Origin of the sequence: Streptomyces sp., assembly GCF_031181555.1 — a bacterium.
GTDB lineage: Bacteria > Actinomycetota > Actinomycetes > Streptomycetales > Streptomycetaceae > Streptomyces > Streptomyces fimbriatus.
The window spans coordinates 1-14410 of record NZ_JAPSKQ010000162.1 but is presented as its reverse complement, the minus strand read 5'-3'; the positions used below and the strand labels follow the sequence as shown (position 1 = coordinate 14410).

At 73.7% G+C, this 14410-nt stretch carries 12 protein-coding genes, 3 tRNA genes and 1 pseudogene; 8 read left to right on the top strand and 8 right to left on the bottom strand.

What is annotated here, in order from left to right; translation table 11 throughout:
* The 5 genes and pseudogenes from RIM90_RS25715 to RIM90_RS25695 all read left to right on the top strand — a co-directional run.
* Positions 1 to 1191: pseudogene (locus tag RIM90_RS25715) on the top strand (DNA polymerase III subunit gamma and tau); the annotation flags it as partial.
* A gap of 131 nt (positions 1192 to 1322) precedes the next feature.
* Positions 1323 to 2582, top strand: a complete 1260-nt coding sequence (gene purD, locus RIM90_RS25710; RefSeq protein ID WP_309063135.1) for a phosphoribosylamine--glycine ligase — start codon at positions 1323 to 1325, stop codon at positions 2580 to 2582.
* A 282-nt stretch (positions 2583 to 2864) separates the two neighbouring features.
* On the top strand, positions 2865 to 4679 hold the full coding sequence (locus RIM90_RS25705; RefSeq protein WP_309063134.1) for a hypothetical protein: 1815 nt from the start codon (positions 2865 to 2867) through the stop codon (positions 4677 to 4679).
* 231 nt (positions 4680 to 4910) lie between these two features.
* Positions 4911 to 6416: a N,N-dimethylformamidase beta subunit family domain-containing protein gene (locus tag RIM90_RS25700; protein ID WP_309063133.1), complete on the top strand. Its 1506-nt coding sequence runs from the start codon at positions 4911 to 4913 to the stop codon at positions 6414 to 6416.
* Positions 6417 to 6510: 94 nt separating this feature from the next.
* Positions 6511 to 7410 carry a phosphoribosylaminoimidazolesuccinocarboxamide synthase gene (locus tag RIM90_RS25695; RefSeq protein ID WP_309063132.1) on the top strand — a complete coding sequence of 300 codons (900 nt, stop codon included), beginning with the start codon at positions 6511 to 6513 and terminating at the stop codon, positions 7408 to 7410.
* A 44-nt stretch (positions 7411 to 7454) separates the two neighbouring features.
* Here the strand turns inward: RIM90_RS25695 and RIM90_RS25690 are convergent.
* The 8 genes from RIM90_RS25690 to RIM90_RS25655 form a co-directional block, all read right to left on the bottom strand.
* Positions 7455 to 7527: transfer RNA gene (locus tag RIM90_RS25690), tRNA-Gly, on the bottom strand.
* A gap of 23 nt (positions 7528 to 7550) precedes the next feature.
* Positions 7551 to 8171: a response regulator transcription factor gene (locus tag RIM90_RS25685; RefSeq protein WP_309063131.1), complete on the bottom strand. Its 621-nt coding sequence runs from the start codon at positions 8169 to 8171 to the stop codon at positions 7551 to 7553.
* Positions 8168 to 9451 carry a histidine kinase gene (locus RIM90_RS25680; RefSeq protein WP_309063130.1) on the bottom strand — a complete coding sequence of 428 codons (1284 nt, stop codon included), beginning with the start codon at positions 9449 to 9451 and terminating at the stop codon, positions 8168 to 8170. Before RIM90_RS25680 ends, RIM90_RS25685 begins: the two co-directional genes overlap by 4 nt.
* Positions 9452 to 9478: 27 nt before the next feature.
* Entirely contained in the window at positions 9479 to 10294 is an 816-nt protein-coding gene (locus tag RIM90_RS25675; protein ID WP_309063129.1) for an ABC transporter permease, read from the bottom strand.
* Positions 10291 to 11247 (bottom strand): ABC transporter ATP-binding protein, encoded by a 957-nt coding sequence (locus tag RIM90_RS25670; protein WP_309063128.1) that lies wholly within the window; start codon positions 11245 to 11247, stop codon positions 10291 to 10293. The genes RIM90_RS25675 and RIM90_RS25670 overlap by 4 nt, the downstream gene beginning before the upstream one ends.
* A 132-nt stretch (positions 11248 to 11379) precedes the next feature.
* Positions 11380 to 11452 (bottom strand) — tRNA-Gly (locus RIM90_RS25665).
* An 80-nt stretch (positions 11453 to 11532) separates the two neighbouring features.
* Positions 11533 to 11604 (bottom strand) — tRNA-Gly (locus tag RIM90_RS25660).
* A gap of 193 nt (positions 11605 to 11797) precedes the next feature.
* Positions 11798 to 12115 (bottom strand): Lsr2 family protein, encoded by a 318-nt coding sequence (locus tag RIM90_RS25655; RefSeq protein WP_309063127.1) that lies wholly within the window; start codon positions 12113 to 12115, stop codon positions 11798 to 11800.
* 352 nt (positions 12116 to 12467) lie between these two features.
* Between RIM90_RS25655 and purS the strand changes: the two genes are divergently transcribed.
* From purS to RIM90_RS25640, 3 genes are all read left to right on the top strand, one after another.
* Positions 12468 to 12731, top strand: a complete 264-nt coding sequence (gene purS, locus RIM90_RS25650; protein WP_309063126.1) for a phosphoribosylformylglycinamidine synthase subunit PurS — start codon at positions 12468 to 12470, stop codon at positions 12729 to 12731.
* Complete coding sequence (purQ, locus tag RIM90_RS25645; RefSeq protein ID WP_309063125.1) at positions 12728 to 13408, top strand: phosphoribosylformylglycinamidine synthase subunit PurQ; 681 nt, start codon at positions 12728 to 12730, stop codon at positions 13406 to 13408. Before purS ends, purQ begins: the two co-directional genes overlap by 4 nt.
* On the top strand, positions 13405 to 14410 hold a 1006-nt coding region (locus RIM90_RS25640), incomplete at its 3' end, for an AIR synthase related protein (RefSeq protein WP_309063124.1). The genes purQ and RIM90_RS25640, both read left to right, overlap by 4 nt.

Genomic DNA, 14410 nt, shown 5'->3' with positions numbered 1-14410 from the left:
CTTCCCGCCGCCTACGGCGACGAGCGCTCGGTCATGGCCCGCCTGGACCGGATCGAGCGCGGCGTGAACTTCTCGGCGGGCGGCGGCGCGGGCCTGCCCGCCCTGGGGTACGTGCCCGGGCCGGACGCCCACGGGGGAGCGGCGGCCGGTCAGGCGCAGGGCCATGCCCCGGTTCCGCCGGGAGGCGGGGCCGCCGCCGCCCGGGCCGCGGTGCGGACCCCGGGGGGCGGCCCCGGCGGCGCGCCCGCTCCGGCCCCGCCGGCGGCTCCCGCACCGTCCGCGCCCGCTCCGGCCCCCGCGCCCGCCCCCGCATCCGCTCCGGCCCCCGCGCCCGCTCCGGCGCAGGCTCCGCCCCCGGCGGCCGCGCCGAGCGCCCCCGCGGCGCCCGCCCCCGGTGCCTGGCCCACCGCGGCCTCCGCCGGCAGCGGTGGCCGCCGGCCCGGCGGCTGGCCCACGGCCGCCCCGGCAGGCGGCGGGCCGGCCGCGCCGAGCGCCCCCGCGCCCCAGGCGGCTTCCGCGCCCGCACCCTCGGCTCCCGCGCCCTCGGGCGGCGGGGGCCTCGACCCCCGCATGCTCTGGCCGAACATCCTGGAAGCGGTCAAGAACCGCCGCCGCTTCACCTGGATCCTGCTCAGCCAGAACGCCCAGGTGACCGCGTTCGACGGCACGACCCTCCAGCTCGGCTTCGTGAACGCCGGCGCGCGGGACAACTTCCTCAGCAGTGGCAGCGAGGACGTACTGCGTCAGGCGCTGGCCGAGCAGTTCAGCGTCCAGTGGAAGATCGAGGCGGTCGTCGACCCGTCCGGCGGCGGTGCGGCGGCCCCCGCCCCGGCCGGACCCCCCGGCGGCCGTCACGGCGGCGGGGGAGGCTACGGCGGCGGTGGCGGTGCCGGCGGATACGGCGGCACCGGAGCCGGAGCCGGTCAGCGTCCCGCCCCCGCTCAGCCGTCCGCGCCGTCAGTGCCGTCCTCCCCGTCCGGTTCCGCGCAGGCGACCGGCGCCCCGGCGGTCCCCGCGCCCACGCCCGCCCCGGCGCCCCGGCCGTCCGCCCCGGAGCCGCCCCCTGTCTCCCCCGAGGACGACATCCCCGAGGAGGACGACCCCGACCTGGACGAATCCGCCCTCTCCGGGCAGGAGCTGATCGTCCGGGAGCTCGGCGCGACGGTGGTCGAGGAGCTCACCAACGAGTAGGGCCGCCCCGCGCCCCGCCGCGCCCCTCACCCGGCGGGCCGCGCGGCCTGGAGAAACCCACAAAACCTCGTCGCCCACCCTTTCGGAAGCCCGCACAAAGCGAATCCGCCGCCTCCCGTTAGGCTGACCCCGTGAAGGTCCTCGTCATCGGAAGCGGCGCCCGCGAACACGCCCTGTGCCGCTCCCTGTCCCTCGACCCCGACGTCACCGCGCTGCACTGCGCCCCCGGCAACGCCGGCATCGCCGAGGTCGCCGAGCTGCACCAGGTCGACGCCCTCGACGGCGCGGCCGTGTCCGCGCTGGCCGCGCGGCTCGGCGCGGACCTCGTGGTGATCGGCCCGGAGGCCCCCCTCGTCGCCGGTGTCGCCGACGCCGTGCGCGACGCGGGCATCGCGGTCTTCGGCCCCTCCAGGGAGGCCGCGCAGCTCGAGGGCTCCAAGGCCTTCGCGAAGGACGTCATGGCGGGGGCGGACGTGCCCACGGCCCGGTCGTACGTCTGCACGACGCCCGAGGAGGTCGACGCGGCCCTCGGCGCGTTCGGCGCCCCCTACGTCGTCAAGGACGACGGGCTCGCCGCCGGCAAGGGCGTCGTCGTCACCGACGACATCGAGGCGGCCCGGGCGCACGCGGGGGCCTGTGGGCGCGTGGTCGTCGAGGAGTACCTCGACGGCCCCGAGGTCTCCCTCTTCGCGATCACCGACGGCGAGACGGTCCTGCCCCTCCAGCCCGCCCAGGACTTCAAGCGCGCGCTGGACGGCGACGAGGGCCCGAACACCGGCGGCATGGGGGCGTACTCCCCGCTGCCGTGGGCCGACCCGAAGCTGGTCGACGAGGTCGTGCAGACGGTCCTCCAGCCGACGGTCGACGAGATGCGGCGCCGCGGCACCCCGTTCTCCGGCCTGCTCTACGCCGGTCTCGCGATCACCTCGCGCGGGGTGCGGGTGATCGAGTTCAACGCCCGTTTCGGCGACCCCGAGACGCAGGTGGTCCTGGCCCGCCTGAAGACCCCGCTGGCCGGTGTGCTGATGGCCGCCGCCACCGGAAACCTCGCCCACCTGGAGCCACTGCGCTGGAGCGACGAGGCCGCGGTCACCGTGGTCGTCGCGTCGCACAACTACCCGGGCACCCCGCGCACCGGCGACCCGATCACCGGCCTCGACGAGGTCGCCGCCCAGGACGCGCCGCACGCGTACGTGCTGCACGCCGGGACGAGGAGCGAGGGCGACGCGATCGTCAGCGCGGGCGGTCGCGTGCTGTCCGTCACGGCGACCGGCAAGGACCTCACCGAGGCCCGCGACCGCGCCTACCGCTCGGTGGCCCGCATCCGCCTCGACGGCTCCCAGCACCGTACGGACATCGCGGCGAAGGCGGCGCAGGACGCGTCGTCGTGACGGGTGCCGTCCTCGGCACCGATGAACCCCGCAGGCCCCGGATCCGTCTCAGGATCCGGGGCCTGACCCTTGCGGTCGGTCATCCACCTTTCCCCAAAGCCATTCCATCGAGTGAGCAATGGGCCATCCGGCTGACGAGGGCCGGAGCCCCAACTAGGGTGCCGCGCATGCGTTCCGGCACTTGGCCCATCGGCATTGCGATGTCAGAGGCGGGTGCCACAGTGGGGGAGTGAGCAACGCCAGGACAGCGTCAGGACCACCGGGAGGGGGTGGGGTCGGGCCATGAGCGGAAGCCGAACGGGAGCGGAGGCGGGCGCGCAGGCCGCGCGGTCACGGGCGCTCGCCGTGCTGCGCATCCGCAGCCGGGCGCTGGCCGTCGCCGTGCTGCCGGCCGCCGGCGCCGTGATCCTGCTCGTCGGCGGCCCCACCGGCCATCTTCCGGGCACCGGATGGGACCTCGCCCGCTGGTTCCTCACCCCCGTCGCGGTGCTCGTCCTGCTCGCCGCCGCCGGTGTCGCCCTGGTCGTCGCCCGGGCCCGGCCCGCCATGAGCCCGACGGTGCCGATCGCCGAGGAGGCGGCCCCGGACCTGTACCGGATGGTGCGCGACCTCGCCGACCGACTCGACGTCCCCGCACCGTCCGCGATAGCGCTCACCCCGGACTGCGACAGCTGGCTCGAGGACCGTACCCATCCGGCCCACGGCCGGCCGTCCGCCGAGGAGCACGACGACATGGCCGGTGCGGGCCGGCACCCGCATCCGGGCGCCGCCGCGCCCGTGCTGGTGATCGGCTCCCCGTTCCTGTGGTGGATGCGCGTGGGCGAGCTGCGCGCGGTCCTCGCTCCGGTCGTCGCCGGTACGGGACCGTCGGCGCACCCGGACATAGCGGCCGCCCGGCGTTTCGTGCGGGGCCTGGACGCGGCGGTGGCCGTGGCCTCGGCGCCCCGCCGGGGAGCGGTGTTCCGGGGGGCGCTCGCGGGCGTCGGCTGGGTCGCCCGGGTGCTGCTGCACGGCTGCCGGGGACACGCCGCCGAGATGGAGCGCGGGGTCGCCGCGGCGGCGGCCGAGCGCGCACAGGCCGTGGACTACGGGCTGCGCATCGTCGCCCAGGAACAGGTGGGCCTGGCGTACGCGGGCTGGGACCGGCTGCTCACCCGGGTGGCGCTGCCGGCCTGGCGGATGGGCCGCTGGCCCTCGCGGCTCAACGCCGGAGTGGTGGCGGCGCTCACCGAGCTGTCCCGCCGGGACCGGCTGGCCGAGGGCTTCGCCTCCCGCCTCGGCGAGCGTCCCGCCTGTGACCTGCTCGAAGAGCCCGGCGCGGTGGACGAGGCCGCCTCCCTCCTCGCCGCCCGCCTCTTCCACGGCGGTCCCGCGGAGCCCGGCCGGGACTGGGCGCCGGTCCACTGGGCCGACTATCCGGAGGAGGTCGTGGACCGCAAGTGGCGCACCGAAGCCGCCCGCCTCCACCGGGTCCTGGACGCCCTGCGCGTACGCCCCGCCGCCGACGGCGGGACGCCGGACCCCGACGGACCGACCCTCACCCGCGTCCTCGACCACCTGACGGACCCGGCCCCGGCGGCCCCGCCCGCCGGGCCGGTCCCGCCGGCGGCGTCGCCCCCACCCACCGAGCCCGAACCGGACCCGGAGGACGAGGACCTGGCCGGCACCACCGCCCGCAGCGCCGCCCTGGCCGCCCGCCTGAGCGCCGAGCTGGCCCGGGAGGAGAGGGTGGCCTCCCCGCGCTCCACCCCGGCCTCCGCCGCCCCCGGGAGCGCCGCCTCCCCCGGCGTTCACGACCCCGTCCCCCTCTGGGACGACCGGGCCCTCCCCCTCTTCCCCCTCCAGCCCCCGCGGACCGCCCGCGAGCTTCTCGCCGACCACATCACCGCGATGGTCTGCTGCGCGGCGATGGACACCGCGGGCGCCGCCCCCGGCCTCGACTGGCTCGACGGCCCGACCCTGCTCGTCGGCGGCGAGCGGGCCACGGACCTGCCCCCCCAGGTCCTGGCCCTGATCGAGGACGGCGACCCGGCGGCCCTGCGCCTGTGGCTGGCCCGGCAGGGGATACGCCCGGAGAAGCCGGTACGGCTCGTCTGAGCCGCCGACCGCCCCGCCCCTCCCGGAGCCGGCCTCTGCGCTTTCGGTCAATCCAAAACGAACAGTGACGGATTGTGTGCTCCATGTGATGTGCTGGGGCCGTTCGCGTTCCCCGGCGAGGGCACGCGACCTACGACACGCGCATGACCGTCGGCCGGCACCATTCGCCGGACGGCGACCGAAGGCACCACGCGCCGCACCGCCACGGGGGCACGGGGGAGGGGAGCGATCATGGGTGGGGAGCGGATTCGCCGCCGGGAGCCGGGAGCGCGGGCGCACACCGTGCACGACCCCTTCGGGCAGGGCCCCCTCCCGTGGCTGCGCGGCAGCGAGACGCACGCCGGCGACACCGGCCGGCCCGCCCCCCGGTACGCGGATCCGGAACCCCCCGCGTCCACCGCCCGCCCCCCGGGACAGGGCGCGCCCGGGGCCCCCGCGCCGCGCCCTTCCGGCGGTCCCCGCGCCGCCGACGACGTGCACCGCCGGATCAAGGGCTTCGCCTCCACCGGCGGGGTCGCCCCCGGTGAGGCCGTCGACTTCCACATCACCGTCGAGCCGCCCCAGGAGTTCGGCGTCGACGTCTACCGCATCGGCCACTACGGCGGCCGCGGCGCCACCCGCATCACCTCCAGCCCCCGCCTCTCCGGCATCGTGCAGCCCCCGCCGCTCACCGCCGACCGCACCGTCTCCTGCCACCACTGGTGGCTGTCCTGGCGGCTGCCGGTCCCGTCGTACTGGAGCGTCGGCGCGTACGTCGCCGTCCTCACCACGGCCGACGGCCACCGCTCGCACGTCCCGTTCACGGTCCGCGACGACCGCCCCGCCGACCTGCTCCTGGTGCTGCCCGACGTGACCTGGCAGGCGTACAACCTCTACCCGGAGGACGGCCGCACCGGCGCCAGCCTCCACCACGCCTGGGACGAGGAAGGCCGTCTGCTCGGTGAGGCCGACGCCGCCACCACCGTCTCCTTCGACCGCCCGTACGCGGGCACCGGCCTCCCCCTGCACGTCGGGCACGCCTACGACGTGATCCGCTGGGCCGAGCGCTACGGCTACGACCTCGCCTACGCCGACGCCCGCGACCTGCACGCCGGCCGCGTCGACCCCACCCGCCACCGGGGGCTGATCTTCCCGGGCCACGACGAGTACTGGTCCAAGCCCATGCGCGACGCCGTGGAACGCGCCCGCGAGCACGGCACGTCCCTGGTCTTCCTCTCCGCCCACACGATGTACTGGCAGGCCGAGCTCGCCCCCTCCCCGTCCGGCCCCGACCGCCTGCTGACCTGCCGCAAGCGCAGGGGCCCGGGCAGACCGGCGCTGTGGCGGGAGACCGACCGCGCGGAGCAGCAGCTGCTCGGCATCCAGTACGCCGGTCACGTCCCCGAGCCGCACCCGCTGATCGTCCGCAACGCCGGCCACTGGATGTGGGAGGCGACCGGCGCGCACGAGGGCGACGGCCTCGAGGGAATGGTCGCGGGCGAGGCCGACCGCTACTTCCCGCGCACCCCGCTGCCCGAGTACGAGGAGCGCGTCCTGCTCGCGCACTCCCCGTACACCGACCGCGAGGGCACCCGGCGGCACCAGGAGACGTCCCTCTACCGGGCCCCGTCCGGCGCCTGGGTGTTCGCCTCCGGCACCTCCGCCTGGTCCCCGGCCCTGGACCGCCCCGGCCGCGTCGACCCCCGCGTCCAGCGCGCCACCGCCAACCTCCTCGACCGCATCTGCAAACGCGACTGACCCGCCGGGCGACGCACCCGCACCGACCCGTGGCCAAGCCCGTTCGCCCCATACGGGAGAATCGAGTCATTGGACATCACCACGGGGAGGAACCGTGTCCGGATTCGTCGAGAAGCCCGAGCCGATCCAGGTCCCGGGCCTGGTGCATCTGCACACCGGAAAGGTGCGCGAGCTGTACCGGAACGAGGCGGGCGACCTCGTGATGGTCGCCAGTGACCGCATCTCCGCCTACGACTGGGTGCTGCCGACCGAGATCCCCGACAAGGGCCGGGTCCTCACCCAGCTCTCCCTGTGGTGGTTCGACCAGCTCGCCGACCTGCTCCCGAACCACGTCCTGAGCACCGAGCTCCCGGCCGGCGCCCCCGCCGACTGGGCGGGCCGCACCCTCGTCTGCAAGTCCCTGAACATGGTCCCCGTCGAGTGCGTGGCCCGCGGCTACCTCACCGGCTCGGGCCTGGCCGAGTACAACGAGTCCCGTACCGTCTGCGGCCTCGCCCTCCCCGAAGGCCTGACGGACGGATCGGAGCTGCCCGCCCCGATCTTCACCCCGGCCACCAAGGCCGCCGTCGGCGAGCACGACGAGAACGTCCCCTACGAGGAGGTGGCCCGCCAGGTCGGCGCGGACACCGCGGCCCGCCTGCGCCAGGCCACCCTCGCCGCCTACTCCCGGGCCCGCGACATCGCCCGCGAACGCGGGATCATCCTCGCCGACACCAAGTTCGAGTTCGGCTTCGAGGGCGACGACCTGGTCATCGCGGACGAGGTGCTCACCCCGGACTCCTCCCGCTTCTGGCCGGCCGAGCAGTGGCAGCCGGGCCGCGCGCAGCCGTCGTACGACAAGCAGTACGTGCGGGACTGGCTGACGTCCGCCGAGTCCGGCTGGGACCGGAAGAGCGAGCAGCCCCCGCCGCCGCTGCCGCAGCAGGTCGTGGACGCGACCCGGGCCAAGTACGTGGAGGCGTACGAGCGGCTGACGGGGACCACCTGGAGCTGAGCGCACGACAAAGGCCCCGGTCGATGACCGGGGCCTTGATCCTGAGCGGACGACGAGGCTCGAACTCGCGACCTCAACCTTGGCAAGGTTGCGCTCTACCAACTGAGCTACGTCCGCGTTGCGCCGTGGCGCGAGAGCAACTATACCCAACCTCGCTCGCGGGCGAGGCGCACCGCCGCGTGCCGGTTCTCCGCCCCGAGTTTCGAGACGGCCGAGGACAGGTAGTTCCGCACGGTTCCCTGGGACAGCGCGGCCCGCTCCGCGATCTCCGCCACGGGCGCCCCGTCCGCCGCGAGTTCCAGCACCTCGGCCTCGCGCGCGGTCAGCGGGGAGTCCCCGGCGGCGATCGCGTCGGCGGCCAACTCGGGGTCGATGTAACGGTTTCCCGCGTGCACCGTGCGGATGATCTCCGCGAGGCGCTGCGCGCTGACGGTCTTGGGGACGAACCCGCGCACACCCGCCGCAAGCGCCCGCTTCAGATGCCCCGGCCGCCCGTGACTGGTCACGATCAGCACCCGGCAGCCGGGCAGCTCCGCCCGCAGGGATGTGGCGACCTTCACACCGTCCGCGCCGGGCATCTGCAGATCCAGGACGGCGACGTCGGGCATGTGCGCCCGCGCCATCGCCAGCGCCTCCGGTCCGGTCGCGGCCTCGGCGACGACCGTCAGGTCGTCCTCCAGCGACAGCAGCGTGGCGAGCGCCCCCCGGATCAGGTGTTCGTCGTCGGCCAGCAGCAGCCGCACGGGCCGGGGTTCCGTCATGGTGTGACCTCGCTCAGGGGAAGGGGGGCGTGCGCGGCCGCGGACGCCGCGGGGGGAGCCTCGCCGGAGTGCGCGGGCAGGGGGACCTCGGCGGTCAGCAGGAACAGTCCGTCCCCGGCGGGTCCGGCCCGCAGCGTCCCCCCGATCTCCGCCAGCCGCTCGCGCAGCCCGACGAGCCCGGATCCCCGGCCCGGGCCGCCGGCCTGCGGCACCCCGTCGTTCTCCACCGTCAGCACCACACGTCCCTCCCGCACCCGTAGTTTCACCGCGCACCGCCGTGCGTCCCCGTGCCGCAGGACGTTCGTGGCCGCCTCCCGCACCACCCACCCGAGGGCGGACTGCACCGGCGCGGGCAGCCCCGTCACGGGGCCGGTGACCGTGCAGTCGATGCCGGCGGCGGTCAGCACGCCCTGCGCGCCCGCCAGTTCGCTGCCGAGGTCGGCCTCGCGGTAGCCGCGCACCACCTCGCGCACCTCCCGCTGCGCCTCGTGCGCCAGCCGCTGCACCTCGACCATCTGCGCCACGGCCTCCGGCCGCTCCCGCTGGGCGAGCTGGACGGCCAGCTCGCTCTTCAGCGCGATCACGGCGAGGTTGCGCCCCATCACGTCGTGCAGGTCCCGTCCGAACCTGAGCCGTTCCTCGGCGACGGCGAGCCGGGCGCGGGTCTCGCGGGCCTCGTCCAGTTCGTAGACGACGCCGAGCAACCAGGCGGAGACGATGGAGGCGAAGGCGAGGAAGCCGCCGCTCACCAGCACCATCCCGGTGACGCCCAGGGCGGCCGGGCCGGGCATCCCGAGCGGGAGGCACACCAGTCCCGCGACCGCCGCGAAACCCGCCACGGCGGTGAACACCCGTCGCCGGCTGCGTATACCGAGCGCGACGTTCCCGGCGCCGAAGACCAGGACGAGCCCGAAGACCCCGCCGGCCGCGCCGTCGGTGCCCTCGCCCGCCGGGCCGAGCCTGGCGACCGCGACGGCAGTGGCGGAGACCACCGCGGTGAAGGCACCGAGCACCCACAGCAGCCGCAGGGGCTGCGCCCGCCGCCCCCGCAGCCAGTCCAGTGCCCGTGAGGCGGTCACGGCGCAGACCGCGCTGTGCGCGGCCACCATGAGGATGAGCAGAACCGCCAGTTCCGGCCCGACCTGCCCGGCCCATCCGAGCACCGGCGCGCCGGCCGCCGCGAGTTCGATCAGCGCGAAGAAGTGGAACGACCACCGCGTGTACGTCTCGACCTTCGCCGGCGTGCTCTTGCGCCCCCACCAGCCGTCCGGCCCGCTCATGACCCCGTGCCCCTGCCCTTCCGTACGTCAGCGCCTCGGCTCCCAGCGGAACCACCGCTGCACAGCAAACACCGCCAGCAGGGTCCAGGCCACCGCCGTCGCCGCGGCGCCCAGCGCCTCGCCCGCCGGCAGGTCGCCGGTGAAGCCGCCGCGCACCAGGGTCATGACGGGCGTGAGCGGCAGCAGTTCGCAGAAGGAGGCGAGCCGGTCGGGGAACAGCTCCAGGGGGACCGTCATCCCGGAGCCCAGCATGGAGACCAGCAACAGCGGCATCGGGGTGACCTGGGCGCTCTCGGTGGTCCGGGTGAAGCTCGCGGTGACGGCGGCGAGCGCCGTGCACATCACCAGTCCCACCAGCAGTCCCAGCACCGCCAGATGGACGGCCGACGGGGCCGCCATGTCCAGCAGCACCACACAGCCGGCGGCCAGCAGCAGCGACTGCACGAGCCCCGTCGCGGCGGCCGGCAGCGCCGACCCGGCCAGGATCTCGGCGTCCCTCAGCTCACCGGTGCGCAGCCGCTTGAGGACGAGTTCCTCGCGCCGGGCGACGAAGACGCCGACGAGCGCCGAGTAGACGGCGAACAGCAGCGAGAAGCCGATCGCGGCCGGCAGGACCACTGCGCCGATGGTGAGCCCGGCCTCCTCGAGGTCCATCTCCCCGGCCGCCGAGCGCACGCTGACCGGCAGCACCAGCGGCACGAACAGCGCGGCGAAGAGGGTGCCCTTGCTCCGCCCCAGCAGCGTCACCTCGGCCCGGGCGAGGGCGCCCATGCGTCCCAGGGGCGTCGTGGCCGCCGTGCGCGTGCCGCGCGTCCCCTTCGGCGTGGTGACCGTCCCGCTCATGCCGCGTACTCCCGTTCTCCCGTGGCGGACGCCTCCCGGGCGATGCCCAGGAACGCCTCCTCCAGCGACGCGGACCGCACGTCCAGTCCGCTCAGTTCCACCCCGGCCGTCTCGGCCCACACCAGCAGCCTCGTGGCCGCCCGCTGCAGCTCACGGGTCCGCAACCGGACCAGCCGTCCGTCCACCTCGTGCTCGCACACGCCCAGTTCGTCGAGCGGCGGCAGGTCGCCGAGGAAGTAGCCCTCGGGCAGTTCGAAGGTGATCCGGGACGGCTGCGCGGCGGTCACCTCGGCCGGGGTGCCGGTGGCGGCGATGCGTCCCTCGTGCAGGATCGCGAGCCGGTCGGAGAGGTTCTCGGCCTCCTCCAGGTAGTGGGTGGTCAGCAGCACCGTCGTACCGCGGTCGCGCAGCGCGCTCACCAACTCCCAGGTGTCCCGGCGCCCTTCGGCGTCGAGTCCGGTGGTGGGCTCGTCCAGGAAGAGCACCTCGGGGTCGCCGAGCAGGGCGAGCGCCAGGTCCAGGCGCCGCCGTTCGCCCCCGGAGAGCTGCTTCACCCGCACGTCGGCCTTCTTCTCCAGCCCGACCAGTGCCAGCGCCTCCCGCGGCGGACGTGCCCCGCTGACGCAGCCGGCCCACATCCGCGCGGTCTCCGCGACGGTCAGCTCGGAGGGGAAGCCGCCCTCCTGGAGCATCACGCCGGTGCGGGGGCGCACGGCGGCCCGCTCGGTGTACGGGTCGTGCCCGAGGACGCGCACCCGGCCGCCGGCCGGTGCGGCGAGGCCCTCCAGCAGTTCGACCGTCGATGTCTTGCCGGCGCCGTTGGTGCCCAGCAACGCGAAGATCTCCCCCTGGCGCACGGAGAAGTCGATCCCGCGCACCGCCTCGAACCCGTCCCCGTACACACGACGCAGGCCGGTGACCTCTATCACGTGTTCGTGCCCGTTTGCTTGCATGATCCAATCATCGCCGCTCGGCGGGCGGGGCAGCAGTGCGCGCTGTCATCAGCGGGCATGACAAATGTCAGACGGCCGGGAGCACGCGCACACGAGAAGGCCCCGGTCCGATGGACCGGGGCCTTCTTCCCGAGCGGACGACGAGGCTCGAACTCGCGACCTCAACCTTGGCAAGGTTGCGCTCTACCAACTGAGCTACGTCCGCATGGCTCCCGACCGGCTTTCACCGATCGGTGCAAGCACCAGCCTACCTGATCCACCGGAGTGGTCCGTACGGCCGTGCAGAGCGGGTGACAGGAATTGCACACTGCGCCTTCCCCCTGGAAGGGGGATGTTCTACTACTGAACTACACCCGCGTGTACTCCGTGAGCTGGGCCTTTCGGCCTCGCCCGGCGGCGTGCTCCAGACTTTAGCTGATCACCCGGGGTGCTGCGCAAGTCGGTTCTCCCGCGGGGTGGGTGACCGGCCGTCGGGGACGGCCTCCCGGGCCTCCTGGCCGAATCCGGTCACCGTCCGGGGCGGGCCCGCCAGCCCGCCGGGCCCGCCGGCTCACCGGGCCGCGGCGAACGCCTCGTAGACCCTCTTGGGGATCCGCCCGCGCGCCGGGACGTCCATCCGGTTCGCCTGCGCCCAGGCGCGCACGGCCGCCGGGTCGGGGGCGACCTCCGTCTGCTGGTACGCCTTGCCCGAGCGCGACCGCTTGCGGCCCGCCTCCACGTACGGCGCGAGCGCCTTCCGCAGTTTGTTGGCGTTGGCTTCATTCAGGTCGATCTCGTACGACTTGCCGTCGAGTCCGAAGGCGATCGTTTCCGCCGCTTCCGAGCCGTCGATGTCGTCAAAGAGAGTGACCACGACCTTCTGCGCCACGAATATCGGTCCCTTCGTGCGGCATCTCGGTCCGGACGTCCGTGATGACGTGCCGGGACGTCACCGAGATGCCGTCTGTTCGCCTGTAATCGGGCAAAGTATCTGCTAATGACAATTCATTTGTACAGTGCCCGGCAATGCAATGTGAAGCTCGACTAAATCTGTCCGCGTGTCCGTGGCGCAATAGGGATGCGCGAGGGAACGCGGATCTTTCCCGGATCTTTTCCCCGACGCCTCCCCGTGATGCCGAATCGTGATCGGGCTCACGTAGATTCCTACAACTCTACTCGCGTAGAAATTTTGTGCGGGTAGTCTGAAGGAACCTGCTCAGCACCACACACCGGGAGTGCCAGTGGCACGCGTCGTAGTCGACGTCATGCTCAAGCCGGAGATCCTCGACCCCCAGGGCCAGGCGGTGCAGCGCGCACTGCCGCGACTGGGTTTCGAAGGGATCTCGGACGTCCGTCAGGGAAAGCGATTCGAACTGGAAGTTGACGGGCCGGTCGACGAGGCCGCGCTCGCCCGCATCCACGATCTTGCGGAATCCTTCCTCGCCAACACCGTGATCGAGGACTTCACCGTCCGGGTCGAGGAAGCCGCGGAGGCCGTGAAGTGACCGCTCGTATTGGCGTCGTCACTTTCCCGGGCAGTCTCGACGACCGGGACACCCGGCGCGCGATCCGTGTCGCCGGTGCCGAACCCGTGGCGCTCTGGCACAAGGACAAGGACCTCAAGCAGGTCGACGCCGTGGTGCTGTGCGGTGGTTTCTCCTACGGCGACTACCTGCGCGCCGGGGCCATCGCCCGTTTCTCGCCGGTGATGGACACCGTCATCGAGCAGGCCAGGGCGGGTCTTCCCGTCCTCGGCATCTGCAACGGCTTCCAGATCCTCACCGAGGCGCACCTGCTGCCCGGCGCCATGCTCGGCAACGACCACCTGCACTTCATCTGCCGCGACCAGAAGCTGCGGGTGGAGAACGCGGACACCGCCTGGACCGCCGACTACACGGCCGGCCAGGAGATCCACATCCCGCTGAAGAACATGGACGGCCGGTACGTCGCCGACCGGCGCACGCTGGACGAGCTGGAGGCGGAGGGCCGCGTCGCCTTCCGCTACCTCGACGTCAACCCCAACGGCTCGCTCAACGACATCGCCGGCATCACCAACGCCGCCGGCAACGTCGTCGGCCTGATGCCGCACCCCGAGCACGCCGTCGAGCCGCTCATCGGCACCGGCCGCACCGACGGCCTCCCGTTCTTCACCTCGATCCTCAAGAAGCTGGTCAACGCATGAGCAAGACGCCTCTGGACACGGTCGAGCACGCGGCCGCGACCCCCGACGTCGAGCTGCCCTGGGCCGAACTCGGCCTGAAGAAGGACGAGTACGAGCGGATCGTCGAGATCCTGGGCCGCCGGCCCACCGGCGCCGAGCTCGCCATGTACTCGGTGATGTGGTCCGAGCACTGCTCGTACAAGTCCTCCAAGGTCCACCTCCGCCAGTTCGGCGAGAAGGCCCCCGAGTCCGACGCCCTGCTCGTCGGCATCGGCGAGAACGCCGGTGTCGTCGACGTCGGCCAGGGCTACGCGGTCACCTTCAAGGTCGAGTCGCACAACCACCCCTCCTACGTGGAGCCCTACCAGGGCGCGGCCACGGGTGTGGGCGGCATCGTCCGCGACATCATCGCGATGGGCGCCCGCCCGGTCGCCGTCGTGGACCCGCTGCGCTTCGGCGCCGCCGACCACCCCGACACCAAGCGCGTGCTGCCCGGCGTCGTCGCCGGCATCGGCGGCTACGGCAACTGCCTGGGCCTGCCCAACATCGGCGGCGAGGTCGTCTTCGACGCCTGCTACCAGGGCAACCCGCTGGTCAACGCCGGTGCCATCGGCGTCATGCGGCACGAGGACATCCACCTCGCCAAGGCCTCCGGCGCCGGCAACAAGGTCATCCTCTACGGGGCCCGCACCGGCGGTGACGGCATCGGCGGCGCGTCGATCCTCGCCTCGGAGACCTTCGACGACGCGAAGCCGTCGAAGCGTCCCGCCGTCCAGGTCGGCGACCCCTTCCAGGAGAAGCTCCTCATCGAGTGCACCCTGGAGGCGTTCAAGGAGAAGCTGGTCGTCGGCATCCAGGACCTGGGCGCCGCGGGCCTGTCCTGCGCCACCTCCGAACTGGCCTCCAACGGCTCCGGCGGCATGCGCGTCACCCTCGACGACGTCCCCCTGCGCGACTCCACGCTCTCGCCCGAGGAGATCCTCATGAGCGAGTCGCAGGAGCGCATGTGCGCGGTCGTCGAGC